This window comes from Burkholderia sp. Ax-1719 (genome assembly GCF_011753055.1).
Classification (GTDB): Bacteria; Pseudomonadota; Gammaproteobacteria; order Burkholderiales; family Burkholderiaceae; genus Paraburkholderia.
In genome coordinates, this window is sequence record NZ_VWWJ01000001.1 from 1,053,611 (window position 1) to 1,079,893 (window position 26,283).

At 54.3% G+C, this 26,283-nt stretch carries 15 protein-coding genes; 7 read left to right on the forward strand and 8 right to left on the reverse strand.

Annotated elements, in window-relative coordinates; translation table 11 throughout:
* Positions 1-329: 329 nt before the first annotated feature.
* Positions 330-4,364 carry a hypothetical protein gene (locus tag F3J17_RS04530; RefSeq protein WP_167054149.1) on the reverse strand — a complete coding sequence of 1,345 codons (4,035 nt, stop codon included), beginning with the start codon at positions 4,362-4,364 and terminating at the stop codon, positions 330-332.
* Positions 4,365-4,682: 318 nt separating this feature from the next.
* Between F3J17_RS04530 and F3J17_RS04535 the strand changes: the two genes are divergently transcribed.
* The 6 genes from F3J17_RS04535 to mcrC all read left to right on the forward strand — a co-directional run bounded on the left by F3J17_RS04535 (position 4,683) and on the right by mcrC (position 16,881).
* Positions 4,683-5,882 (forward strand): tyrosine-type recombinase/integrase, encoded by a 1,200-nt coding sequence (locus F3J17_RS04535; RefSeq protein WP_167054150.1) that lies wholly within the window; start codon positions 4,683-4,685, stop codon positions 5,880-5,882.
* A 188-nt stretch (positions 5,883-6,070) separates the two neighbouring features.
* The gene (locus F3J17_RS36160) at positions 6,071-6,262 is read left to right on the forward strand and encodes a hypothetical protein (protein WP_167054152.1); all 192 of its coding nucleotides are present in this window, start codon (positions 6,071-6,073) and stop codon (positions 6,260-6,262) included.
* 299 nt (positions 6,263-6,561) lie between these two features.
* A complete protein-coding gene (locus F3J17_RS04545) occupies positions 6,562-9,804 on the forward strand; it encodes an AAA domain-containing protein (protein WP_167054154.1) in 3,243 nt (1,080 codons plus the stop codon).
* Between the two features lie 1,216 nt (positions 9,805-11,020).
* The gene (locus F3J17_RS04550) at positions 11,021-13,375 is read left to right on the forward strand and encodes a hypothetical protein (RefSeq protein WP_240160758.1); all 2,355 of its coding nucleotides are present in this window, start codon (positions 11,021-11,023) and stop codon (positions 13,373-13,375) included.
* Positions 13,376-13,580: 205 nt separating this feature from the next.
* A complete protein-coding gene (locus tag F3J17_RS04555; protein WP_167054156.1) occupies positions 13,581-15,803 on the forward strand; it encodes an AAA family ATPase in 2,223 nt (740 codons plus the stop codon).
* A gap of 19 nt (positions 15,804-15,822) precedes the next feature.
* On the forward strand, positions 15,823-16,881 hold the full coding sequence (gene mcrC, locus F3J17_RS04560) for a 5-methylcytosine-specific restriction endonuclease system specificity protein McrC (protein ID WP_167054159.1): 1,059 nt from the start codon (positions 15,823-15,825) through the stop codon (positions 16,879-16,881).
* Positions 16,882-16,994: 113 nt separating this feature from the next.
* Here mcrC and F3J17_RS04565 read toward each other — a convergent pair whose 3' ends face one another.
* The 3 genes from F3J17_RS04565 to F3J17_RS04575 all read right to left on the reverse strand — a co-directional run bounded on the left by F3J17_RS04565 (position 16,995) and on the right by F3J17_RS04575 (position 19,252).
* Complete coding sequence (locus F3J17_RS04565; protein ID WP_240160759.1) at positions 16,995-17,408, reverse strand: hypothetical protein; 414 nt, start codon at positions 17,406-17,408, stop codon at positions 16,995-16,997.
* A 52-nt stretch (positions 17,409-17,460) separates the two neighbouring features.
* Entirely contained in the window at positions 17,461-18,147 is a 687-nt protein-coding gene (locus F3J17_RS04570; RefSeq protein WP_167054161.1) for a hypothetical protein, read from the reverse strand.
* An 88-nt stretch (positions 18,148-18,235) separates the two neighbouring features.
* Positions 18,236-19,252, reverse strand: a complete 1,017-nt coding sequence (locus tag F3J17_RS04575; RefSeq protein ID WP_167054163.1) for a hypothetical protein — start codon at positions 19,250-19,252, stop codon at positions 18,236-18,238.
* Between the two features lie 232 nt (positions 19,253-19,484).
* Here F3J17_RS04575 and F3J17_RS04580 point away from each other — a divergent pair, with 232 nt between their 5' ends.
* Complete coding sequence (locus tag F3J17_RS04580) at positions 19,485-20,279, forward strand: hypothetical protein (RefSeq protein ID WP_167054165.1); 795 nt, start codon at positions 19,485-19,487, stop codon at positions 20,277-20,279.
* A gap of 1,043 nt (positions 20,280-21,322) precedes the next feature.
* On the opposite strand, the gene F3J17_RS04585 is transcribed toward F3J17_RS04580, so the two are convergent.
* The 4 genes from F3J17_RS04585 to F3J17_RS04600 form a co-directional block, all read right to left on the reverse strand.
* The gene (locus F3J17_RS04585; protein ID WP_167054166.1) at positions 21,323-22,330 is read right to left on the reverse strand and encodes a type II toxin-antitoxin system PemK/MazF family toxin; all 1,008 of its coding nucleotides are present in this window, start codon (positions 22,328-22,330) and stop codon (positions 21,323-21,325) included.
* A 583-nt stretch (positions 22,331-22,913) separates the two neighbouring features.
* Positions 22,914-23,771, reverse strand: coding sequence for a hypothetical protein (locus tag F3J17_RS04590; RefSeq protein WP_167054168.1), 858 nt, complete (start codon positions 23,769-23,771; stop codon positions 22,914-22,916).
* A 168-nt stretch (positions 23,772-23,939) separates the two neighbouring features.
* Entirely contained in the window at positions 23,940-24,617 is a 678-nt protein-coding gene (locus tag F3J17_RS04595; protein ID WP_167054170.1) for a hypothetical protein, read from the reverse strand.
* 113 nt (positions 24,618-24,730) lie between these two features.
* Positions 24,731-26,245 (reverse strand): SAVED domain-containing protein, encoded by a 1,515-nt coding sequence (locus F3J17_RS04600; protein WP_167054172.1) that lies wholly within the window; start codon positions 26,243-26,245, stop codon positions 24,731-24,733.
* Positions 26,246-26,283 lie beyond the last annotated feature (38 nt).

A 26,283-nucleotide genomic window follows, 5' to 3' on the forward strand; every position in this document is an offset into this window, starting at 1 on the left:
GGCGCGGTGTCGTCTTTGAAATACATCTGTCGGGCTGTCGCACAACATCACGATTTCTCTCTCGTTTTTCTGGAGGAGTGATGTCAAGCAGGCGACGCAACACGCGTTGGGGTGAGATTTTAAAAAATCTTGTGAATAGATAGACAACATTCGATGGCTACGCTCTCTTACGAGAGTGTGTTAGCTTTTTTAATATTGGGATTGTCTGGAAATTATTTGAGGAGGGAAGAGTGCGCAACAACCCAGTGTTCCCTCCCCTGAGGCGGCAGGTGTAAGAGGTAAGGGTAGTTGCGTCCTCGGCGTGTCGAAAGTCGAGTGAATTCAGAGTCTTATTCAGCTACATGCGACCCTGGCTGGCCAGCCACGTCAATCAATACGATGCCAATATGGGAGCGAAGCGAATCCGGTAACGAATCAGCAAGTAAGGTTGCCATCTCACATGCACTCTCAGGTCGGGAGCGCCCCCCAGGCGGTAATGGCATTTTCCTGACGCCGACGGAGCCAAACCAGAATACAACATAGATTCCATGACCAGCCGAATCTGGATCTCTTGTGTACTGACGAACAAGCTGCGCTTCGGGGGCCGTCCAGACATCGGCGTGGTAGTTGCGCTTGATCTCAATCGGTATTTTGAGTTTCCGGAATAGTGCAACGATGTCCGCACGTTTGTTGTCGACCATTCGGCCCTCGGGTTCGATGTGGATCCCTTTCAAACCAAGACGCTCCCGGAGAAGATCCAGCAGGACATCACGGCCACTTTCTTCGGATTTTGGATCTATCAACGTCCCTGAACCGGTCTCGTTCCAGAAGCGTTTGTAGATGTTGCTGTTTGAGTTTGAAATTCTATCGCCAACATCAAGCAAAGTATCCAGAAGCAAAGCGTAAAAATCCGATGCGGTAGCCGGTGCGCCATTTTTCAGGGCTGTGATGGTGTGCATCCAATCAGGCTGCTGATATTCTGCGTCGCGTCGGCGTACGGCTTGTTCGGCAGCAGCGTGCAGAATATTTTCCCGATAACTTTCAAGCGCCGAATCATCCGCTAGATGTTTCAACGCGACGCTCGCGCCTCGAGTGGAATGCGAGGCTAGCAGGTTTAGAAGTTTGCGCACAAGTTCTGCTCCGTCCCACGGGTTCCGATTTCCCCACCAACTTCCTGAAGGATGGGGCGTATTCGGGAAATGTGCGGCAGTGAGCAGAATGAGACGTTGAAGGATAGAAGGCGAAAGTGCATGGATTGCTGCAAACGGACTTGTTGCGTCCATGAGAGCGTCCGCGAGCGACCAGGCAAAAGTCACATCCACCGCAAGCTTGTCAAAGAAGACGCTCACAAAATCGCTCGATTCCACCAAAAACGCGCTCGCGAGCCAGCTAGATACGATGCCACGCCCCTGCGCATCACTAGCAACTCGCAATTTCGAAAGGGCAATAAATTCGTTGCGTACGGAGAGATCCGTGGAGGCGATCTTGAGTAGCAGACGTAGGTTCTGCTCGCGGATGTTCTCGTACTCAGTCAAAAACTCCATCGCAATGGAAGTGCGGTACGGTGCAAATTCTTCTGACGTAAGCAGTTCGTACAGCCCGCTAACGTGTTCGCGCTGTGCTTCAAGGTCACATTTGATTACCTTTTTATAGGTATCTACCACCAATGCCGGCCGTCCGGACATGAGTGACGTCTTCCACTCGAATGTAACTTTTCGCTCCGAGTTTCCGACTCGAACGGAAGTTGGATGCAAAAGATCGATAGCTAGTGCTGCGGCCAAGACGCCCTCAGGAATTTGCCCGAGCACCTTATTGTTGCCCGAATATGCCTCTGTAAGTCCGGCCACCACGCCAAACCATTGCGCCTTAAAGCCGCCATCACGCGACATTTGGGTGATGGCGCGGACGTCAGGCACGTCACAAGTGTTCATTGAAGCGATCAGCCCAGTCAGTGCCGATTCTGTGAATTCGTTACCGATATAAGGGACTAGCCTTGATTCTGGGGGAAGGCTGGTATCGACGTCATTGAAAATTCCGAGGTAGACTTGAGCAAGCCATCCAATCCACCGTAACGCCGTCCCGGCACGGATTTCCGATTCACTCGCGGCGAAATCGGCTCGCCTACGTTGCAAGATTTCGAGACTCTTAGCTCGTTGTTCGTTTGCCCGCTGCGCTTGCTTTACCCTCCAATCGGAAATTTCGCAGAGGAGCATCTTGTCTCGGATGCCACCTAGACTCTCATTTTCTCCTATAGCACAGAGGTACTCGACTGCAGCAGGGCGTTCTGAGGCCACGCTTAACAGCAGCGCAAGGGCGCTTTGATATACAACTCGAACATTCGCGCTTTCATGAGTACAAGCCTGAAGGCGTTCGATCAGCAAATCAAGCAATTCAACAAGCGGCACTGCTCCAGCAGTCATTCGCTGCAGTCGCATGAACAGTGGATAAATGTCAGTCTCTGCCTCAATCGTACAGATTCCGACCGCGAGAGCCTTCAAAACAATCGCTCTTCGATCTTGGATAGCCTTTTGGATCATCGAGTACGACGTAGTCGATGATCTCGCATCGGTCACTTTTGCTAGCCACCCCCAAAGACTGGCAGGGGCGATTTCTTCATCGCTACCCAATACTTTGACAAGCATGATACTGAGCAAATGAGACGTTTTCGATTCGTTACCGGTCAGAATCTCATCAAGCCCGGGATCGGTGATCGTCTTCCTAGCCGAATCGAGGACGAACATTAGGTCCTTTACTGGCATTGCACTGGAAATTGCCCACAAATAAACTCGTCCGCTCATTTTCTCAGTGAGCTCGTCGATTGAATCTACAAGCTTGGTAACATCGTTCGCCCCGAACAACTGTCCGTAACCAGCAGCTACAGTATCCACGCGAGTTTGCAGTGAGTTCGCATCCCAACCGAGTGTCGGATACTCCTTAAGAATGGCGGCCGCACCGGCGGGGCCAAGCTTTAGAAGCGCAAGGAGGGCTCCTTCACGCTCAACCTGCTCGGCATCGCTAGAGGCAAAGATACTGACTAGGACATTCAGAAGATTTGGGTCTGGCGAGCCTTCAGCAAGCGCAGCAAGAACTAATTGACGCATAGCATGATTGGCTGGGAAGGTCGTCAAAATGCTGTGGTAGGACGACGTCATCTCGGGTCCACACATACCCGCCAAGAGCTCGCCATGTTGGCCGTCCCGCCGATACCGAAACCATGGATCGATACCGGAAAGATGCGAAAGTGCCGTGAGCAACGAGACGCGCAGTGTCGGTGAAATCGAAGCCGCATCGCCATAGGAGAGAAAGCCGTATGGATCGGCGTTGATCAACTCCTCAGCAAATCGGGGAGCCAGCACCGCAAGCCAAGCGTGCAACCCACGCAACTCTGTCGCTGGATGGCCGTCGGGTCCCAACAATGCCATGACTCGGCGAAAGGACAATCCCGTTTCCAGTTGGTTTGCGATCCACTCCGCAGCCAGGTACTCGGCAGTCGTGCGGTGCGTATAGTCGACCGTATCGCTTCCGGGTATCGCAGAGAAAATGCGGCGGTGCAGGGCAGTTAGCGCAAGTTGCTTGTTCAAAAATGGAATGTCGCTAACACTTGGATGGGTTTCGTCGATCGCGTCGCCAGCAAGTGAAAATCCGTCCACGTCGCCGATCAACCGCAAGGCGCAAAGTGCGCCTGCAGCGCTGCGCAGTTCTGCGTTTGAAAAATCTGAGTGCTCGGAGCGTGACTGGTTATGTTCCGTGAGCCACCGCTGAGTCGCCTCGTGGAACAGGTCAAGACGCGTAGTCGGCCAGTCGCCACCCTTAACGACCGCAGCAAGCATGATGAGGTTTTGCGGATTTCCAAGAAACTCACCCAAGCCGCGATCTTTGGCCTCCTGAACGAACTCTTGACCGTTGGCTATGCCCTGATTTTGCAAGACGGCTAGCTGTGCGCTTTGCGACAGAACAGCAAGATTGACAAGCGTCACACCGCCATTCTGATCAAAATACGCGTTGAACGCTTCAAGGTCAGACTCGCTGAGCCAATCCTGTGTGCGGCTGGAAATCCTTACTTTTGCCGGCGGGCAGGTAAAAAGCTTTTGGACTACCTGATCCACAACGGAGTCGTCACTCCGGCCCGAACGCCGCTCATCAAGCGCATCAAGGAACAGCGCCTGGTCGCCCCAGCTCGCCGGCGAATTCAGAAATGTCCGAACGGTCATGTACCGCCCATTACAAGCTTGCGCCGCAATCTTGAACAGATGGGTCTTGCCGGAGCCTGGGTCGCCAAGGAGAACAACGTTGCGAACCGAATCCAGCGAATTGAATTCGACGAACTCTGGAGAAACATCTCGACTTGCACGCGTTGGCGTTCTAAAAACCTGGCGATCGATCATACGAATTATTTAAACGGCGTTGTGTTCGCAAGATTGTAAGGCGGCCTTGAGCGCGTTGGATTCTTACGCGCCGACACATACCGAAACGGGGACTGAGACCAAGCCACACCAAGCAAGCGGTCGTCGACGGCGACGACGCTCAAATTGGTCAACACGAATCTTCTTGCCAGCTCGCAAAATGGAATCATCAATAACTTAACGTAATACGTTAATTTTCTACCTTTTTTCATACCATACACGACATTACTGCTATAATGTCGTGTATGGTATAATCTGGCTCAAACCCGATTACGCGAGCCCATCTGGAGCCTTTCTTCTGTGAAAAACGCCGAAATTGTCGCTATCCAACCTGTTGAGTCGCTGGTCGTGCCCACGGCGCTCGACGGACGTCTCGGCTCGAATCGCGCAGACGCCGGCAAATCACAACTCACCGCCGACAACGATCTTGATGCCGTTCGGGCGTGGCTCGCGAACTACGTCGACACGAAGACCACGTTCGACAACTACCGCAAGGAAGCCGAGCGTCTGTTGCTCTGGGGTGTCGTTCAACTGGGAAAGCCGCTGTCGTCGCTGACGCACGAGGATCTCCTCGTGTTCAAGGCGTTTCTAGCTGATCCGCAGCCGGCAGAACGCTGGATTTCGGCCACTGGAGGCAAATACCCGCGCGGCGACGCCCGCTGGCGTCCGTTCAATGGTCCGCTGTCATCGGCCAGCCAGCGTCAGGCGCTCGTCATCCTTAACGCCATGTTCACCTGGCTTGTGAACGCTGGATACCTGCGAGGCAATCCGATGGCGTTGCTGCGGCAAAGAGCCAGACGATCCGCACCTCGCATTACTCGCTATCTGTCCATATCGCTGTGGGACGAAGTCAAAGCGTTCGTTGAGCAGCTTCCGCAGGAAACTGTCGCTGAGCGAGCCTACTATGCGCGTTGCCGTTGGCTCACAACCTTGTTTTACCTGCAGGGCATGCGAATTTCGGAAGTCGCTGGTGGCCAGATGGGAAGTTTTTTCCGACGGCTGGGGGCGGACGGCCGAGACCAGTGGTGGCTGGAAACACTCGGCAAGGGTGACAAGGAGCGGATTGTGCCTGCATCGCCTGAGCTGATCCAGGAGCTGAAGCGCTATCGTGAGACGATGGGCTTGGCCGCCCTGCCGACACGCTCCGAGGAAACCCCGCTCATACTGCCGTTCAAAGGCAAAGCGCGCTGCCTTTCACGCTCAGCGATCCACGATGCGATCAAAAGCGTCTTCGCGGGCGCGGCGATGTGGCTACGCGCGCAAGGCCCGGAATTTTCCGACCGTGCCGACGAGCTTGAACGGGCTTCGGCGCACTGGCTTAGACATACAGCTGGCTCTCATCAGGCAGATGGTGGCGTTGATCTTCGGACCATCCGTGACAATCTCGGCCACGTTTCTCTGAATACAACGAGCTTGTATTTGCACACGGAAGACGATGAACGTTATCGCGAGACGACAGACCGACATCGCATGAACTGGGACGAAACGAAGACGAACTAAACTGCAGAGGTGTTGTGCGTGTTAGGCGGTTTGCCTTCGGCTACAGCGCGCAACCTTCAGTTAGCGCCCTTTGGCAATCCCGTGAGTTACTGCTCTTGAAATGTGTGCCGTCGTTACGATTTTGATCTGGTCACACTAATTTGCGTGGACTGCGGTCCACGATCACTAGAATTTTGGTTGAGGAGTGCATGGATATACGAGTCAGCTATGAGCATAGTCTCGCCTCATCCCCTGATGACTTCATTGTAAATGTTCCGTCACAGGTAATATGCGACGTGCCTGCGAACATTGCCAGGGCTCTGCTTCCAGAGTACCTCGCAAATCTGATTAGCCAGCGCTCGCCTGCGATAGGAAAAATTCGCAACCTTAAGGTTCTTTGAGCGCTGGCAAGCAGGCTGTGTGTCGGTGCGATGTGTTTAGATTGAGCGACGGCACGTTTGTGCTGACGCACACCCTGCTTGCAGTTCGCTTCTACGGGACGAACGAGTATCCCGCTGGTTGAACGGTATCTCCACACGGGCCACAGGTGCCCTCCTCACTTCTGCACGGCAAGCGGCAAGCCGGCGCTCGCACATTTATCGCTTTGGCAACACAACTACCACACCTACAAAAGATTTAAGTATTCGCATGAATATCCGATAACAGTCGTATACGCATGAGTACGGCCAAGGATATGCAGATGCAAGAAGCTTTTCGGAAGGCACAGATTCTTCAATACTGGCGGGCAATCGAGATTTTCAACCCGCAAACTGCCCCTAAGATTGATCTGGGCTTCGAAGACAAGAAGAAAGACAAGAAGAGAAAAGAGGAGCAGACGGATAGCTTTGCGCTGCCGTCGGACGCCGCGCCGTGGCAACGAGAGTACAAAAGGCTCAGAGCGCCGTCGGAGAACCGTGTATGGAGGCATGAGGTATATGGGGGCATTTATGCCGTCAAACGTGTCCGTGACCTGCTGGAAGCAAAGTTTGGCTCGGATCCGCAATCGTTTGACTCACGGCTCGACGCGGTTTCCGCATGCTTCTATCTGCGTGTAGACGCCGATGGCCGCCCTCTTTTCAATACCTTTGTGATCTCATCTTGCGTCTGGGCTTGGGGGCGTACCATGTCACCGGGCCCAGATTCAACCGAGTGGCTGGCGGGGTTTGAGCTATTCGCGGATGCACTCCTCGTTCGCGTAAGACAGTTGCTTGCGATCTGTGAAGATGACGAAGTCGGTCGAAAACTCATCGAGAATGAGATTGACGTCGGTCGAAAACTGACGCTATCCGACATTTCGGCGCTGACTGAGTTGATTCTCACTGAGGTCGGACTCGCCTCCGAGACACCTCAAGAGGTGGCGCGAGTGACCTCGACTCTGGTCAATGAGAAGTATCAGCATGAGGATAGTGGCTCTGACTTCTTGAACAGCTTTCTGGCGAAAGACCTTTCTCGGGTCGCCAACGCGATCGAAGGGAACGAAATTAGTCGCCCTCTGGCAGCCTATCTGACGCCTGAAGAACACATCGACGAAGCGAATCGCCTCGACGTGCGCGAAGCAACGTCCGCAATCTACGAATCGCTTAAACCCTCACGCTTTCCGGTTGGGCGCTGGCCCAGCAAGGGACATCATCCGCTAGTTTTCGGACAGCAGTTCGCGATTAACAGTATCACAGAAGTACTGGGCCAATCAGGAGGGTTGTTTAGTGTCAACGGTCCGCCGGGAACCGGTAAAACGACTCTTTTACGTGATCTCGTCGCACATGTAGTAGTCGAGCGCGCGATGTGTCTTTCTCGGCTGGCTCAGCCGGAAGATGCCTTTGGGACAGCGACAATCTGGAAGTCGGCAGATGGCTACAGGCGGACCGTACGCCACTGGAAACCGGAGTTTGCAGGATTCGAGATTGTCGTGGCCTCAGCGAACAACGGCGCAGTTGAGAATATCACTCTCGAGTTGCCCGGTGCAGATGCGATTGACGACGACTGGAAGGCTCAGATCGATTACTTCCCCGACCTCGCAGCTCGAGCTATCGAAGATGACAAACCAGTATGGGGCCTAGTCGCTGCGCGACTGGGAAACATGGGTAATCGTGCCAGTTTTATCCGTAATGTCTGGTGGGACAAGGATCCGAATCGTAATACCCCGCGAGCCGACCAATCAGAAGACGACAAGCCCCTTCCCGGGCTGAAAAGCTGGCTAATCGAGGCTCAAGGGAAGTTCGTCGACTGGTCGAGCGCGAAGAATGCATTCCGAGGAGCTGTCGCAAAGGAAAAGCGCTTGCGTACAGAGCGCGAAGCGTGGTCGCGCTTGCGCGATCGACTGACGAGCGCCCAGTCCGAATACCTATCCTTGGCCGCCGCACTGCTTGAACGTCAGCAGGCCAGCACGAAAGCTTCGAGCTCCCTTGCGAAGGCTGAGAGCGCCCGTGCGTTGGCATCCATACGCCACACGCAAGCAAAAGACAAAAAATCCGATTTTGCGCTTGCCAAACCAGGTTTCTTTGAAACACTTCTGACCTTCGGTCGCGCCCACAAAAACTGGCGACTATCCTATCTGCAACTGGTCAATGCCGAACAGGACGCAGCCTTTGCCATGGAACAGGCTGCCCAAACGGAGGCACAACTCGTAGAAATCAAGCAAGCCGCACTCCGGTTCGAAGCCGAAGCGATGAAAGCCTGCACAGAGACCAAGCAGCATGTTTCCGTCCTCGACGGCCAGATTGCTCAAGCACGCGCTGCATTACGAGAGCATTTCGTTGAAGAGTCAACATTGAGTCAGAGCGACGAGGTTCGCGAGTGCTCATCACCTTGGGCTGACCGCGCCTGGAATGACGCCCGAGCCGAGGTTTTTCTTGAGGCCCTCAAACTGCACAAGGCCTTTGTAGCCGCGAATGCAGCCATAGTTGAGAAGAACCTCTTTGCAGCGGTGGACATTCTGAACGGCAAAGTTCCCCCGACTATTCCACGAGATGCGACGAAGGCAGCGTGGCAAACACTATTTACAGTAGTGCCGGTCGTCTCAAGCACGTTTGCTTCCTATGATCGACTTTTTGCACACCTCGGAAGCGAGGATATCGGATGGCTGCTGATTGATGAAGCAGGCCAAGGCATCCCACAAGCGGCGGTTGGCGCCCTTTGGCGCGCGCAACGCGCCGTCATTGTCGGGGACCCTTTGCAGCTTGAGCCCATCTTGCCGCTCCCCTTCACCGCCCAACAATCGCTGCGCTCGCGATTCAATGTCGCAGAAACCTGGCTCCCGGGGCAGCAGTCGATCCAGCGTCTGGCCGACCGGGTATCAAAGGTCGGAACGTACTTGCCCGACCATGAGGGGAACCCTCTTTGGGTTAGTTCGCCCCTGCGCGTGCATCGTCGATGCGACTTTGACATGTTCAATGTGTCAAACAAGATCGCCTATCACGGCCTGATGGTGTTCGGTGTCGTTGGCCGCAAGGAGATTGAGCTGCCGGATACTGGATGGATCCACGTCAACGGGAGCGACGCTGACGACCACTGGATCAAGGAGGAAGGACTAGTGGTTGACGCGATCCTGGCCGACGTCCACGACCACGAGCACGCAGGCAAGCCGATCTACGTGATTTCCCCGTTCCGCGACGTGACCCGCAATCTGAGAAAGCACCTCAAAGGCCGATATCCAAATGTCCGGGTTGGCACAATTCATACCGTCCAGGGAAAAGAGTCAGATGTCGTTTTGCTCGTTCTCGGTGGCAACCCCAACCGTCCAGGGGCAAAACAGTGGGCATCCGAAAAGCCCAATCTTCTCAATGTTGCAGTGAGTCGGGCTAAGCGCCGCCTGTACGTCATTGGAAACCGAGAGGCCTGGAAAACCTACGAGTACTTCAGCAAATGCTCGATAATTCTGAAACACCATCCAGTGTGGCCTGGACTCGCGAAGCCAATCGTCGACGGCGTTACGGCTGAGGTCTGATAGACGATGCTCCCTTCTGCTGCGAATCAAGATAAGGACGTGCGCGAGGCTGGCGGTCCGAGTGATACAACTCTCTATTTTCGATGGCTTGCAACAGCTACGCAAGCCCACGAATCAGGCGCAGACGTCAAGTTTGTGCTCTCTACCTCGGGCGTGCCTCAAACCGATGCTGACGCGATTGCAGCTGGAATCGAAGCCTATTTCAAAGGTTTGAGCAAGCGCGCGTGGAAACCGACAAACGACGCAGGTTTGCAGGATCATGCGCATGCATCACGCATGGAATCGGCGAACTCAGGCGTACAGCCCCGTAGGCCCGGAATTCCAAGATGGTGCTTATGCGCGATAGCCGTTGTCGCCATGACCGCCGCAGTTCTAGCTCTCAAGCATTTCCTCGCGAGGAGCAACGGCGCAAATCAACCAACAGTTGAATCCCAAAGTAGGCTGCCAGACGCTGGGAAACCTCATGCAGCCGAGCTCCCAATCGTTGAGCCAGATGTGCGCCGCGAGGACCTTAGCCATTCAGCACATTCCGCTAGCACTCCTTCCGCTGATCATGCGAGTCATGTTGATACTACGGCGGCGAAGGCAACGTGGCACGCGCGCCTGCCACAGGTTCAGCGTAGTTCGCTCTCCAGTATTGCGGTGCCCCCGGTAGATTCAAATTCTGGTTCGATACAAACATCTCCGGGTACCTGCCCACCTGGCGTCGACCGCTTAGGATGTCCAGCTCCGCGTGCCTCTGCCAGCCGAAACAGCTGCCCCACGGGCTTTCGAGTCTCAGGGGCGCGCTGTGAGAAAGTGGATATACCCTCCCATGCACACTTAGAACCGACAGGCCTTGATTGGGCGTGCGATGCGGGCTATCTCGAGGCTGGAACGCGTTGCCTCAAATTAGAGGTGCCAGCGCACGCCCATCTCGACGTGACCGGGCGCGCTTGGCAGTGTGACGAGGGGTTTGTGACCAGTGCGAACGGTTGTATTTAGTTCGCGCAGGAATAGGCCTTATCGGCATTCCAGCGTATAAAGTTTGTTACGTGAATGTGCTATATCGCATACAAAAAATCCACCGAAGTTGCGCGAAGCAACTCGGTGGTTTCCGTACAAGATGACGATTGTTGACTACCGTTAGATACGGTGCCGCAGCCGACATTGACCATCGTCTGGTATCGCACATGTCTCGCTGAGCCCATCGAACAGCCGTGTCAACCAGATAGGCTTGACCGATATCGGCTGCAGACAGCGCAACGAATACAATATAGACATGGAGACACAAGACAGCCACCAACTGACACAGCCGGTTTCCGGCCAGGCTCAAGCCTATCACTCCGACTTCGCCCTTCACACTCTAGGATGGAAGGCATTCCAGGACCTCTGTGCACAGGTTATGGAAGAGGAGCTGCTGAGTACGATCTCGGTGTACCGTGAGGCTCAGGACGGTGGCCAGGATGCGGTGTTTCTTGTGAAGCGAGAGAACGCCCCTGTAGCTGTGGGAACAGTGCAATGCAAGTTTTCCAGCAAACGAGAACAACGTTTGCGGCGTTCAGATATAACCGATGAGCTGGAGCACGTCCGCCAGCTCGTTGCCAAAGGAATGGCATCGGTCTACTACTTCCTCACCAGCATGAGCGTGGATGCAGACGTTGCCCGAGAAATCCGCGAAAAACTCGCGGAGATGGGTGTTGCTGAACCTCATGTCGAAGGCAAGGAGTGGCTGCTTGGGAAGATCAAAGGAAGTCCGCGCCTGCGAGCACTGGTACCCCGCGTCTATGGTCTCGGAGACCTCTCTACAATCCTTGATGAGCGATGCGCCACGCAGACACGTGCACTGCTGGGGGACCACAAAAAGGCCCTCAATGTTTATGTGCCGACTGCTCCTCATCGTTCGGCAGTGGATGTTTTGGCGAAACACAGGCTCGTGCTGTTACTAGGCGCCCCGGCCACAGGAAAGTCCACGCTGGCGGCAATTCTCGCCACAATGGCCATTGACAAAAGTGAGGTGCAGGTATTCAAGTGCGAGGGCCCAATAGAGCTTCGTCAGCATTGGAATCCAGACGATAACAAACGTTTATTCTGGATTGACGATGCCTTTGGCTCAAATTTGCTGATGTCTGAGTACATCAATGCATGGGTCGAATTCATGCCAAAGATGAAGACAGCCATCGACCTTGGGTGCCATTTCATCCTCACATCTCGAACACACATATGGAACGAGGCAAAGCCTCGGATTGGTTCGAGAAACCATCCCCTTTTGGCCAACGATACCGCTGTCGTCAATGTTGGTGTTCTGACACAAGCTGAGCGGGAGCAAATCCTCTACAACCACCAGAAGGCAGGAACTCAGCCTGTGCGTTGGAAAGCCTTGATAAAAGCTCACTTACCTGAGCTGTCGAAGGAACGCCGACTGCTGCCAGAACTCGCACGCCGTCTCGCAGACCCAATGTTTACCGGGCACATTGCGAAGATACCCGAGGACTTGTTCCGCTTTGTCTCGCAACCTCAGAAGTTTCTGGTGCAGACGGTTGAAGAGTTGTCGGCCGAACAACGGGCGGCATTGACGTTGGTGTTCCTGAGCCAGTCGAAGCTGCCCGTCCATGTGCTCCCCGAACATGATGCAGCACTCGTCGCACGAAGCTATGGCGTGACGACGTCTGGCATGACCGAGGCACTTCTGCAACTCGCAGGCTCACTGATCGTCCGTCGTCGGGATGAGCACAAAGAGTATTGGAGTTTCTGGCACCCCACGTTTGCTGACGCAATAAGTGAAATACTCAGCAAACGGCCAGATCTTATTGATGTCTACGTTCGAGGGGCGCGGATCGGTACACTTCTTACTGAGGTGGTATGTGAAGGTGCCGCGCCAGTTCCCGACGCCGTAGTGGTTCCGCTTGGCAGCAGTGACGCGCTAATCGAGAGGCTGCTCGAGATACCCGACCACCCGAGCGAAAATGAGGCGCTTTTCCGCTTCCTGAACCGACGGCTCCCCAAAGGGGTTGTCAACAAAGTACTGACGCGCAAACCGGAGATTGCTGGTCGGACTGGGGATCCGGCGGTCTGGTTCCGTTTGAGAGCTAGCGAAGAAATCCGGCTTAGGGCCACCGCACACGCGATGGGGCTACTCACTAAAGAGATGCGGGCATCCACAGTACTTACCCTGCAGGAAGGTGCGCTTTACTCTCTCGACACCTCATTCATTAGGGATGACTCTATCCTCAAAATGTTCGAACCGTCAGAACTCATGCGCTTGACCGTAGGTCTGTTGGCCAAACTGGATTCAGAGATCGAAGAGGACATTGAGCGTCGCCGAGAGCGGGCTGACCCGGATAGTAGTATTGACCTCCAATTTGAAGATGTGAGTGAACTGCTGTTTGACATCAGTATGTTGGTAGAGAACGACGGCACTTTTGACGAAAAAGTCAAGTATCTAACGGGCGTGCTGGAGCAAGCCCGGGACGCAGTCGAAGCAAGCAAGTCTACAGAAGACGACGATGAAAGCTTCTTCAAAAGCATTCCTCGCGCGATGCAACAAGAACTGCAATCTGGGCGGTCCGTTTTCAGCGACGTGGACGAATGAGATTGTCCCACCGACAGGAAAGCGGCTGTAGCGCATAGGCCGGCACCGGATCGACAACGCACAGACCTTTATACTGCGGGGTGTCACCCATTGCCGACAGAGCCCCGCTCATCCTGCGCCCGTAGACGTGGTCGCAAAGAGCCCAGCAACCCGGAGTTTCTTCGGCCTGCGTTAACCTGTATCCGCAACAACTCGATAGCTCCACATGACCACCGTTCTGACTGATGACAAATTGCGCGAAATCTGGCAAACCGGATTCAAGGCCTACAAGGCTGAGCAATGGGCGACACAGTGGCGTCACCATTACGCCGAACAGATCCGCACAGTCAAGAGTGCCTCGCGCGATATGTGGATGGAGCCGAGCTTTCAGGCAAAGCTCTGGAATGACAATCCGATAGCCAACATCGGATCTGGCAATTCCGTCACGGTACCTGGCGCGCTCGCCGATAGAGAGCTTGCTGCGACGTTGCTTGACTCGCGGGAGAATTTGCCACTTACCGACGCCGAATCGAGTGGGCGGCATATTGAGGCGCTTTATCACCAAGTCCTCGCGTGGATCAAGTCGAAAAACTATGCGAAACGCCGACCGAAGGCACGGCTAATCCGTCTGCTTGCGGCCATATTTCCAAATGATATGGTGTGTCTGATGGACGCACGCCGTGTCTGGCAAGTCCAAAGGCTTCTTGGCATACGCCCCGTCCAAGGCGATTTCATCGCGCAACATGCGGTCATTCGGGAGCACCTGCGCCGTGTCCTGGGCGTGCCTGGTACGGTGGAAGAATCTGTCGATCAGTCGGTCCTGACGTGGTATCTCTGGCAGTCTTATATAGACAATCCGGACGAAGGTGCGGTCGACCTCCCTGCGGTGACGCGCGAAGCGATTGATATTCCTGACATTTCGTTGTTGCCTGCGGAGGCACAACGACGGAGTCTGACTTGCGTGAGTGACAACGTCAGGCTGCTTGTCGCGGTAGTACGCGAGACGGAGCAAGGCCTGAGCCGCGATGACCTTATCTCGGTCATCATGCAGGAAGCACCGCAGCTGCAAAAGAGCACAAGCGCAGTCAACGTCATTTCACAGGCGCAAGGCGGTCTCGGACTGATCACGTTGACTGACGGAGCGTATCGACCAACCTCTCGCGGCCTTGATCTGCTCGCAGCTCACGATCCCGCTGATGCGTTGCGCGGACCTTTGATCGGCCGCGTATTCGGCATGGGGCATCTATTGTTCTGGCTTTCCCGTGCGCCAGAGGGAATCTCGCAACAAGAGCTTTCAACCAGGCTCAAGGGACTTGTACCTACCTGGACCTCGTTGCAGCCCGGCTCGTACGTAATTGCATGGGCCCGTATGGTCGGCCTTGTTCGCTCGGATAATTCGTCAGGAAGCGCCCGGCTCGTATTGACCGATGACGGCGAGGACTATGCTGCAGCATTGCCCCAAGACTTTGAATCTCGTTGGCAAATCAATACGAAGAAGGTAGAGACAGAGCCAGAGTCTTCCAGCGTTAGACTTGTTGCGGATGACGAAAATCCGACCGGGGCTCTAGGCTATAGTCTTCAAAATATCATTGACGAGGGTTGCTTCGTTTCTGAAGATCAGCTCGAGGCGATGCTTGCGCTGATCAAGCGTAAGCATAATCTTATCCTTCAAGGCCCTCCAGGGACTGGCAAGACATGGCTCGCCAGGCGGCTCGGCTATGCATTACTTGGGACGAGGGACACCTCGCGGCTGATTTCCCTGCAGTTCCAACCGTCCCTTTCCTATGAGGACTTTGTACGGGGTTGGCGTCCGGGCGCCGACGGTCGACTGGATCTTGTCGACGGTGTGTTTCTCGAGGCGATCAACGAAGCACTATCGAACCCCCTACCGCTTGTTGTCGTGATTGAGGAGATCAATCGAGGCAATCCAGCACAAGTGTTTGGCGAGATGCTGACACTGCTCGAACATGACAAGCGACGGGAGGATGAGGCTCTGCGGCCCGCCTATGCGCGTTCGCCTGACGAGCGGATTTACGTTCCCCCGAACCTGTATGTCATCGGCACGATGAACGTCGCTGACAGGTCTTTAGCGCTAATTGATCTCGCGCTGCGCCGTCGCTTTGCATTTGCGACTCTGAAGCCCTCATTTGGTGAATCGTGGCGCAAGTGGTGTATGACCAGCGCGCGCTTCTCAGAGTCGGCAGTGGCCGACATCGCGAAGCGCATGGAGCGTCTGAATCAGCGTATTGCCGACGACCAATCCCTGGGGGACCAGTTCTGTATTGGACATAGCTTTGTTACTCCTCCTCAGGGCGAACTGCCTGGCGATGTCAAAGCGTGGTTTAGCGAAATTGTGAGGAGCGAGCTTGAGCCCCTCCTGCGTGAGTACTGGTACGACAATCCGTCGAAGGTCAAGGAGGCGACCGAAGAACTGACCGCTCAGCTTTAACTGGATCGAAGGTATGGCCATGTCGAAATCGATCCCTGTCAAAAATCTCTGGTTCCTGCTCTCCTACGCACATAATCTCGCCGAGTTCTCAAGCGAGCTTCCGGTAGAAGTTGCTGACGAAGACGACCTCCCGGAATTGCTGGGTCGGTTGCTGGCATGGCTTGTGGAGCGTCGGATTCGGCGTAACCTGACTCGGGCCTATCAGGCCCGAGAGGCACGTCTAACAAGAGTGCGAGGTCGTATAGATCTAGTCCAAACCTTGTGCTCAGATGAGCTCCGTCAGGGGCGCATTGTCTGTCGTTTCGAAGAGCCCACTGCTGACACACCACGTAACCAGCTGGTTCGATACGCATTGACCCATGCCGCATCGAGTATCGGAGAGTCGAAGCTTTCCCAGCGGTGCCGCCAGATGGCACATGAACTGGCGCGACTCGGTGTCTCCTATCGTCGGCCTTCAAGGTCTGAACTGGCACGCGAGCAGTTTGGGAGAAACGACGCCGAAGACCGTGCTTTGCTAGTTGTCGCGGGCCTTGTTCTAGATCCTCGCCTGCCTACCGAAGAGGCTGGCAACTCGCATCTGGCTCGACTGCGCCGGGATGATCGCCTGCTCCCTTACATATTTGAGAAAGCTGTCGCCGGCTTCTACCTTCACCAACTCCCTGCCCGGGAGTGGCGTGTTCGTCCGCAGAAACGTTTGAGCTGGCAGGTCGATACCCCGACGCCGGGCTTGCATAACCTCCTTCCGGGTATGCAGGCCGATCTGATATTGGATAGTGGTATCAGCGACAGGCGTATTGTCATCGACACAAAATTCAAGGCGATTTTGCGTCGAAACCAATTTGGAAGCGAAAAATTTCGAAGCGCAGACCTGTATCAGCTGTATACCTACCTAAGGACGCAAACCGGCGCCGGCGACAAATATGCAGACGAGGCCGAAGGCATATTGCTTCATCCGTCACTGGGTGAACACGTCGATGAGGCCTGCTCCGTGCAGGGACACCGCTTACGATTCACGACTGTTGATCTCGGAGGCGAACCCGCGACTATTGGTGCAACACTGAGATCTCTGCTCACTTAAGTGAGCAATAAGTCGTGCCCAGCCTTGCTTCACACGACACTGGTGCTTCGTCCATTGCGGTTTCGATGGAAGGCAATGGCGTGTGGAACAAGTAGTTACTCGCGAAATGCGTTTCAGGCGCTTTGATCACTTACCTTGATAGCGCTCTTGATGTTGGGGTCGAAGTGTTCGCGGAACCATTCCGCCATTCTTCGTGCCGCATCTCCGCCAGCCGGATCTTGACCACCAGAGACAAGTTCGGCGCAAGCTTCGGTAACCGCAACCAGAATTCTCGAGGTTTCTGGGATATAGCGCCGGTCTTCACCTCTTTCATGGCGTTCGCGAATCACCTGGTAACGGACGTCCTCTGCGATTGTCCAGCCGCTCACGAGAAAGTCTTGAACGCTGATTGAACGGCCGCCGACGTCGATGACTTTTTCTCGGTCGGTCTCGCTATAGCCGACATCCTCAAGCGCTTCGCAACTGTCGATTGCTGTGTTGATCACGGCGCGGATCAGAGCCCAGTCAGTTTTCAGCGGTCCGGTCATGCTTTTGCACTCCTTCTACTTGAACAGGGGAAATCGCACAGCCCGTGCGATTCTATTGCGCGACGACATCGCCTTCCTGCCGGCCGGGGATGGCGAGCCAGCTAACGCTTACGTCGCTCAGCGTGTCGTCAGCACTAAGACTTGCCGGCGTCACCTCTCCTCCCGCGATGTTGCCGACAATCCTCTTGGTCACCTTCGCGTAACTGTCAGCAAAAAGTTCCGAGCAAATCACCGCCCGCTTGGGGAATCCAACTGATCGCCCGACGGAATTTGACTTGTTTCCAAAGCCACGATGAGCGACGCCGATGAGGCGAAAAATCTCCCAGAGGTTGTAGGAGTAGTCTGAGAAGGATAAGGCCGCGATCGCCACTCTGTAGCGCTCATCGCTCGTCAATCCGAGGTCCCTGCGAAAGCGAAGATCATGGCTGCCCACATAATGCGAAAGAGGTTGACGGTTTACGCCGCGCCTTGTGGCTTCACAAACGATGCCGTCGCCAAGATAGATTGCAGCGTGCTCCCAGCGTGCGTGCTCGTGCCCATAGCCGCCATGCCCCTGGACCCGCCTGATGCTGCTGGCCACAAAGCCAGGAGTGACTTCACTAGTCAACACAAGATCCCCGGGCAGGAGTGCATCAACATCAATCACTTTGCGCGCGGCGATTTCCTGTCGCGAGAGTGGGCCTGATATGGTCGCGACACGCTTAGGTAGTGCGTTGGCCGCCAAAATGTGTTGCACCATGATGAGTTAGTTACAAACCACTGTCCGTTGTGCCTAACGCGTCATGAATCTGCCGCGCACAAAATGTGTCGTCGCCGTCCGGCATTGCTCAAATTGTCGATGCTGTTTTTGCCACTAGTTCCTTGAACTGCTTCTCGGCCCATTTGAAGTCGTCGCCAGCGGCAATCGACAACCACTCGCCCTTGTCCAGCGACGGGGCACTCCCATGGTGCGGAACATAGTCGTCAACATGCCAGAAGGAATGAAGCCGATCAAGAACGCTTGCTGGCAGCACACTTCCATTTCTCAGCGCCCCGTACTCTGCCTCACTCAACTGCTTCCCGATTACATCAATGCGGGCTAGCGTCGCAAAATACACCACCATCTTCAAATGGTGTCGCGAGCGCCAATAAGACCAACGCCCCTCTTCCCAGACCTCATATGTGCCAAGTGTTTCGCCGCCAGGGAGGGTGCGCGCACGGTAAATCACGGGCATGAAATGCGGCGCATCGCGATAAGAGACACCCTCTTCATCCTTGATCTCGAGGTTAGCGTTGGCACTAGTCACAACAATCAGCTTCACCGTGCCGCCACGGCACTTCGCATCCCAAAGATCTGCGGCTGCTCCATAAACCGATTTGTACCATCGGTGAACCTCACCATCGATCATGGCCTCCGACTTACCTGCGAGCCAGTCGTAGCGCACGTGAAACATCTCTGCAATTGCCCTTAATCGCAACGATGTCAATTTTCCGCGCAGCGCTTCAGTCGACGAAAGATCACTCAACGTCAGTCCGATTTCCTCGAATGCTTCTGCCGCTGCTGGGTATGACAGATCATGCTCGTCGAGCAGCAATGACAATCGCTCGGCGGTGCCTTGCATCGACGATTCCCCGCCGCGCAATTCGCTCATCGCCACGCCATCGAGGATTGCCCCAGCCACGCTTGCCACCGAACCACCCCATCGCTGGGCATGAGCATCGAGAAATGCCCGAGTCTCAGGCCTGACAGTTACTGGGAAGCGGCCCGGTCTATCTGGCTCTACTTCCAAGATCTCTCGTGCATCTTGATTCGCGGCTGCAAGGATGCGGTAGAGAACCTGCTGCAGCGAAAGCCGGAGCCCCATCGTCACTTCCTTGATAAGAATCTCGTGAGGGTCATATTAAATGATTCATCCAGATTCTTCAAGATCCGACGTGCCCAGCGATCAATCTGATGGATTCGTTATGTTTCTACGAAAAATCATATACTTAAGAGTATTTCGTGCTTCGATAGCTAGCCATCATTGGTGCTCAGATACGGATTCTCACTGGGCTTTAACGCTAGTTACTGTGATACAGTAACTTAAGGAGGATCCGATGCTTTACGAATCATTCGATGCACTGAAGCGAGTCATTGACGGCGTTGCTTACAACACGCGCACGGCGACTGCGTTGGGAGAAACGTTGATTAACGCTCCCGATGACTCGTCGAGCGGCGCGTTGACACAACGGCTTCAAGTTTTATTTGTCACACGCGGCAATCGTTACTTTCTTGCGACGTGGACGGCGTCCCGAGATATTGACAAAGCATCCGCCGCTGGACCTGTAAATCTGACCCCATTTAGCAGGGATCAGGCACAGTCCTGGCTCGCAGTACATTGCCCGGAGTCAGCAGAGAGCCTGCGGATGAGCCTGCGCGTCGTTGAACAGCCGCCGTCAACTGGAGCTGCCGTTTCGGTACGACTTTCCGCGAACCTAAAGGAGAGCATTACCCTCAGAGCACAGGTTCGTGGGATTCCAGCCAATGATTTATACAACGCGTACTTGCGGCATGGCTTCGCCACCGACCTTACCGCTCCAGTTCCAAGCGCAGATCGTTACCGAACGGAGGATGGCCCGGCCGGCGTGCGCCTACTCAACGACCAAGGCGTTCCCGCTTTGGACGGCATAGAAGGAGATGGATCCAGTGTAGATATCATTCGGGGCGAATATGCCGCCGTTTTTCGCCAGTTTGGCCGCACGTTGCCCCGACAAGTAAGGAACTACCTGATAAGTGCGATCGAGGGGCCGTCAGAAGAGATGATTCCAGACGCTGAAGAGAGAAAGACATGTCGCGAGCAGGTTCTTCACGACGTGGTTCGCTGGCTAAGATTGACCGACGCCCTTCACTAAGTAACAACTATTGATAGATGTGAAGATCGAGCAGTCATGGTTGACCGCCTGATGTGCGCTCAGGATTTCGAGAGACAAAAAAGCCCGCTCCTGGCGGGCTATTTCTGGCACCTAGATCTGGTACCTAGAGTTGTAGTGAGGAACCCTACTTCCGTCCAAATCTCTTCAGCTTCACTTCTCCTACACGACCAAACTTATCAAGGTCGTAAGTAACAATGACACCCGCTGCTAGACCTAGTTCGGAGGCAGACTCCCCTCTATAGTTAGCGATCTTGTCAAATGTGAAAGTGAAGACTTTCTGAGAGCCTTGGTCGACGAGGTAGCCCACTCCGTCCTTTGTGACGCGAGAGAGGATTCCATCGTGGATTGCGGAAGACATAGCCGACTCCTTAACTGTGTCCCTGTATAGCAACAAAGGCACTATTCGTCAAGCACCTCCCCACCACCGGTTGGGGGGGCTTTAGCTCGAGCCCTATTTTTCTCTACTGGAGAGTAGCTCTCCAGAGCTCAGAGCAGGAAGTTATGCAAAATCAATAACTTGAAGATGAGGATAAACTCCTCTACCTAACCCTCATATTGGGGGTAGTTGAGAGCAGATTCAAGCCTCCTCAAGGAGACAGATAAGAGGTGGAGGAGTCTCCACCACATCTCCTGCAACCTAATCTATACGATACAAACACAAAGACCGCCCAGAGGCGGTCTTTGCTTGAATCTAAAGCTAAACAGTAGGTTTTTACACCGTCGCGATGGCCGTTACTGTCCGGTTCTCCATCACCAATGTACGAATAGTATAGCAACATCACTGGAGAGGAGCAACAATAGGAGGATACCTATTGGGGAAGCTGTTGTTGGTGGAGAAGGAGAAGTTACGTCTCCATTGGAACTCGGCGCTTGCTCTCACTCAAACATCATCAATTGGCCGGGGATAGCATCTCAGCAATCAGCCCTACTCAAATCCTGCCTCCTGTAGCTTCCCGACCAGTCACATGCAAGAGCAGAGAGGAATCCAACTGCTCATGCAGACAGGTTGAATGCGGCCGTGATCACCGAGCGATGACTTGCTCTCGCCCCGCACCAAATATCTCGTGATACTCCTCGCGGCACAACTCAAATGGCTGCCCTATTCCATTCGCGTAGTCCCGAGCCATCTCCTTATGTGCTTCAGCGAACTCAACTCGCTCCTCCAAACTGCTTACCTGCGCACTTAGACGTGCAACTTCCTGCTCTAGCGCCAACTTCGCGGCCTGGACCGCTAGCAACTCGGTGGACTCGGCTACCCGGACTGCGGACTCAACTCCATACATCAGCGCATCTTCCACCGCACGACGTGTCGGCACGTTCAATTTGTGTTTAAAGCCTGTGTCACGACCTTCTGCACGGGGCCCCCAACGGACCAGCGGAGCCATGATGCGTGTCGGCGATACCGTTTCAATCATGCTGCACACAACCCAACTCTGCTTGTGGTAGTGAACCATCATGGAGAGAGAGTCCGTGACATCCACGCAGGTTTGATCGCCCGCTCTAGGTTGAACCGAAGAAATTGGCATTAACTGTACCAACGTAGCTCTCCCCTTAACGATTACCTGATTTACGACTGCCAGGCGGCGCTTTGGCATACTTCCTCGCTGAACAGTATCGGCATAGCGCTTGTTGCTGCGCACATTGCCGTTGACTTTACCGACAACGCTATGCTGCCCGTATTCGACTTCAACGATCGTAAATCTCTGCAGTACGTTTTTGGGTGTCTTCTTCGGTGCCTTGAGGATTTGTGTCAGATATTCGCCCTTAGACAGTTGTGCCCGTCGTTTCAGAATAACTTCAAACGTTTGGGGTGCGGCTTCTGTCGCGGCCAGTCCTGTCACGCCGATCACCTGCCAGCGATAACTGTCATCGCCTGCAAACTTCTTCGTTGTAAAAATTGGCACGTCACCGTCAGGAGGCTTTGGCAGCAGGACTTCCTCGATATCCTCGTAAATTTCTTTGCCCTTCAAGGGCATCGTGGACGTATCGGCCTCAGGGGTGGTCTGTTCTAGGTATTTGACGACAATCATCGGTATTCGATGCGGGGAACTTGGCAGAAGCGCTCGGTATGGCGGCTATTTTACCGTTTGTTCGAAGGCATTCAAATCTGCGCACGCAGTTTCGGTCATTCCCGCTGCGGGACGGTGTACGAGGACGCATCCCCGCAGCGGCGGCCGGCTCGCCATCCAGAGTAGGTTGACCACCGCATTAGCCCGTGTCACCGAGCGGCGATCAGCAATTAGATGCATGCCCATGGCGCCGGATATCGCACCCAACGCAGAGCGGCATACCGGACTTCGCGGTCTCAATCGTGCGTGGCATTCTCGGTCACGAGATACCTCGCTTTGCCAGCACGTGACTGTCGATTCGGTAGGTCGATCTTCAGCGCGTACGTACCATCTACCGCTCGCTGCAGCGATCATGCCGCCGTCCTCAGATTCAATCTCTGGCGCCGTCGTGAGTGCTTCGTCGAGTAGCCCCCGCAACCTATCGATGTTGCCTCGCAACGCGATAGCGTTAGATACGCGAGGAAATACTACACTCCCTGCGGAACGCCGGCGCGCGGAAAATACACCCTAGCTAAGTTGATAATTCGACCTTCTGGGCAGGCAACTATTGAGCAATGTTCACTATCTGAACGACCAATCCCGCTTCGATGGGGTTACCCGCTGCGTCATATACGTCGTTGTACGCTCTACCAAGGGCCATGTCATTGACGAAAACAATGTGGTCTGATTCAAAACCGCTACCCATGAGAACCAACCGGGCCTGCTGTTGTCGACTTTTGTATAACGCTCTAGCATCCACCGTAAAGCTATCCCCATCAACGCCCTTTGACTGTATCGGCTCCAATCTGATCACGATGCTGTCGAATTTTCGTAAACGGGCTGCAACTATCCGGAGGTAAGTCGCGGATTTCACATCCAACAAGTCGGTTCCGACCTGAAACTTAAGTGCACCATCGCTAAGGCGCTCAACTAATTTGCCAAGAACTGTCGGTTTAGGGCTACCTCGATCGATAGCAGCACCACCATAGTTCCCATTGCGGACCTGATCTTGAGATACTGCCGGTACGCTTCCTGTTGTATCAGATGCGATAGATGACTGGGACGCCGACAATCCCAGCACTTTTTCCTGGAACGTGTCCCAGCGGTCAGCCCGTTGCTTGGCGGTAAAGCCGCCATCATTCAACATGGAGCAATAGGTCGCTGCCATGGTCTGAGTCAAAAAGACTTTTGAGATGTCTGGATATTTTTCGTAGACGTTACGAGCAACAATATTTCCCTTCGCGACAAGCTCACCGGCCTTGATTTTTCCCAAGGCACCGATATTCGCTTCAATGTCCAGATGGGCATCATGCGTAACGTCGGTGATTGCGGCTGGCATCGGAGGACAAATTTCTGTTGCAGCCAGAGTTACTGCGGGAATGCAAAGCAAAATGCTGGTGAAACCAGCCAATTTTTTTAACATTATCATTTTCCATCACCAAGATATCGCGTGTGCTGAAAGCAACGATATCTGGATTTCAGGCTTCTCGTCACGACAACTGACGTAAAAACTGCTGCTTTTTTCAATCTAACCGATACAGCTTTCAAAGGCAGCCCTAATACGGGCCGACGATCTACGCGCAATGGATCGTTAGAGTTGGTTCACGGCATTCAATAGCGCGCTCCGTTGGCTCTCGAACTTAGACTCAGTATCATTGACGACGGCTTCGTCTGCCTCTCTCGGCGAGCCTTTCTGCGCCTCGGACTCATAGATGTATCGGATCGCGGCCTCTTCTACTATCGCGTTGTAGAAAGCCAAGTACATGTAAGGGCCGAGGTTAAGCTCCTCGTTCTGCAATGCTTTCCATACGTCAGAAAGAGCAAGCCTGGTCGTTGCCACCGATTCATCGACCGCTCTGGCGGCCTTCGGACGTTCTGCCACAAACGCGTTAATGCTCTTTTCAAAAGACTGCCGCTGAAGAGCCGTGTCGAGTTTCGCTACGCTCTCCTGGAATACCTCTAACTTCTTCCAAACTTCATTGCTCGCAGTCTTTATCGTCTGGGCACGCGTCTGCTCTGAGGCAGCCGAACTCTTGTATCTTTCAACGAGAATGTTGCCGCATAGCGTCGCGACTCCAAGTGACAGCCCTACTACCAGCGCCAGTAGCCCTCTATCGACCAGTAGTGTCCACCGCTCGTGATTGCGACGTGCACTAGCACTCTGCTCTTCGAGCTGGCTGCGTCTCTCAAGTAGCAGTCGGTCTTTCTCGTACTGTTCACGGATAACAGATAGAGCGGATCTATTCGATCTGCGATCGGACTTGTTCATGTTCTTTGTAGGTCACAATTCACGGAAAATGCCACACATGGTCCTTGTCAGATCCGGGCACGCAACATCCGCGACGTGCCTCAGTATCTAGTAGTGACAGACTCGTTCTTCTATCAGATCGGTAACGTAAGCGACGCCTCGTAGCCACCCGATCGCATACCTTCAAAGTCATATTCATATAACGTAACGGCACCTAAGCTGGGCCGGCGCTGCCCGAGAAAAAACGTAAATGCGTTCGGCGCAGCAATGAAAACATGACATCCAGGTCGGAGATTGGTCCGCATCGACTTAACGTGAGCCGCCAGCGATTCAGCCAACTCGAACGCGTGCTGCCCACACACAACCGACTTTGTGCTCGAGCCACCATTGGGTCGTGCGATCAGTAGTGTTCCGACATTTGGTGCTTGTGAGACCAGATGCGTTTTCACCTCTGCGGCAACGTCATGAGTCAGGCAGACAGCAACGGCCATCTCTTGCCCTGCCTCGTTGATCGTAAGCGTCTCGAACGTCCAATCGCACCATGACGAATCCCTCGGCATGTCACTGGCATGCCATACCCGGCGATTAATCGTCCTTTGCTCAATCTCGACCTGACGGCCGGATTTGATGTCGAGGACTGAGCCAGCCGCAAATGCCAGCGTGATGTGTGCATCAAGTACCAGTCGCAATTGCTGATGATCTTTGGCCGCAGTCTGTAGAAAGCTCCTCAGTCGTGGGTACAGTATGTCCGTCCACTCCGATTGTGCGCGTATCGCCCGGTCGTCGAAATGTGAAATGAGGTCCAGCACGATCTCGCAGCGGTCTTCAAGTCGGTCAAAGGGGTGCTCGAACGATTTCACCCCAAAGACCTTCGGTACCTGAACAGCTCCAGCCAACAATCCTTCGCGCTTGCAGGCTTCGTGAAAGCTCTTTCGGTCAAAGGCGAGCCGGCCCTGTGAGAGCCACTGGAACACGATGTCGTCGTAGATGAAGCTGCTCTCATTTGATGGGATGCGGCGCAATCCGCGATTCTCGAATAGCAGATCCAGATTATCGCGATGATCATCCAGCGATGAAGAATCTGTATCTAGCGACAGAGTACGTACGAGGTGTATGAGCTCCTGCTCTTCTATGCCGAGATGCTCACGCCATAACTTTCGAATTTTCCCCGCTGCGGAACGGTCCGTCGAACCATCGAACAACCCCTTAAGCCGGAGAGTTTTGGATTTCTGGTGGATATAAGGGCGTAGCGGATCAGTCTGGCCGATTCGCCAGTTCGTGAGCAACTTGAATCGTACGCCCACGCCAATCGGAGCATGTTCCAACTGCGCCGCACGCGCCCGCTGGAGCAGCGAGACGTTGTTTGCGTTAATCCACTCAGGGTTCACCAGATCGGCATAGCCGAAATCACTCATCGAGACGTGCCATTTGCACTGGATATGCTCCCGTAGAATCGGATGACCTTCCTGATCTCCTGGCGCACGGTCGCCATGGTATTCGACCCATACATCGTCAAAGCCCTTCGGTCCAGACTCAAACCCAACTCGAACGACCGGGCTCAGTGGGTCAAGAAGGCACGCCGCCTTCCGCCAGAATACTCTTGCCTGAAAGGCGTCGCCGTCGCGCCGGACGGCAATCGCTTGAGTCATTTACCGTCTCCGTAAAGAAAGAGTAGGAATGTTTCGAG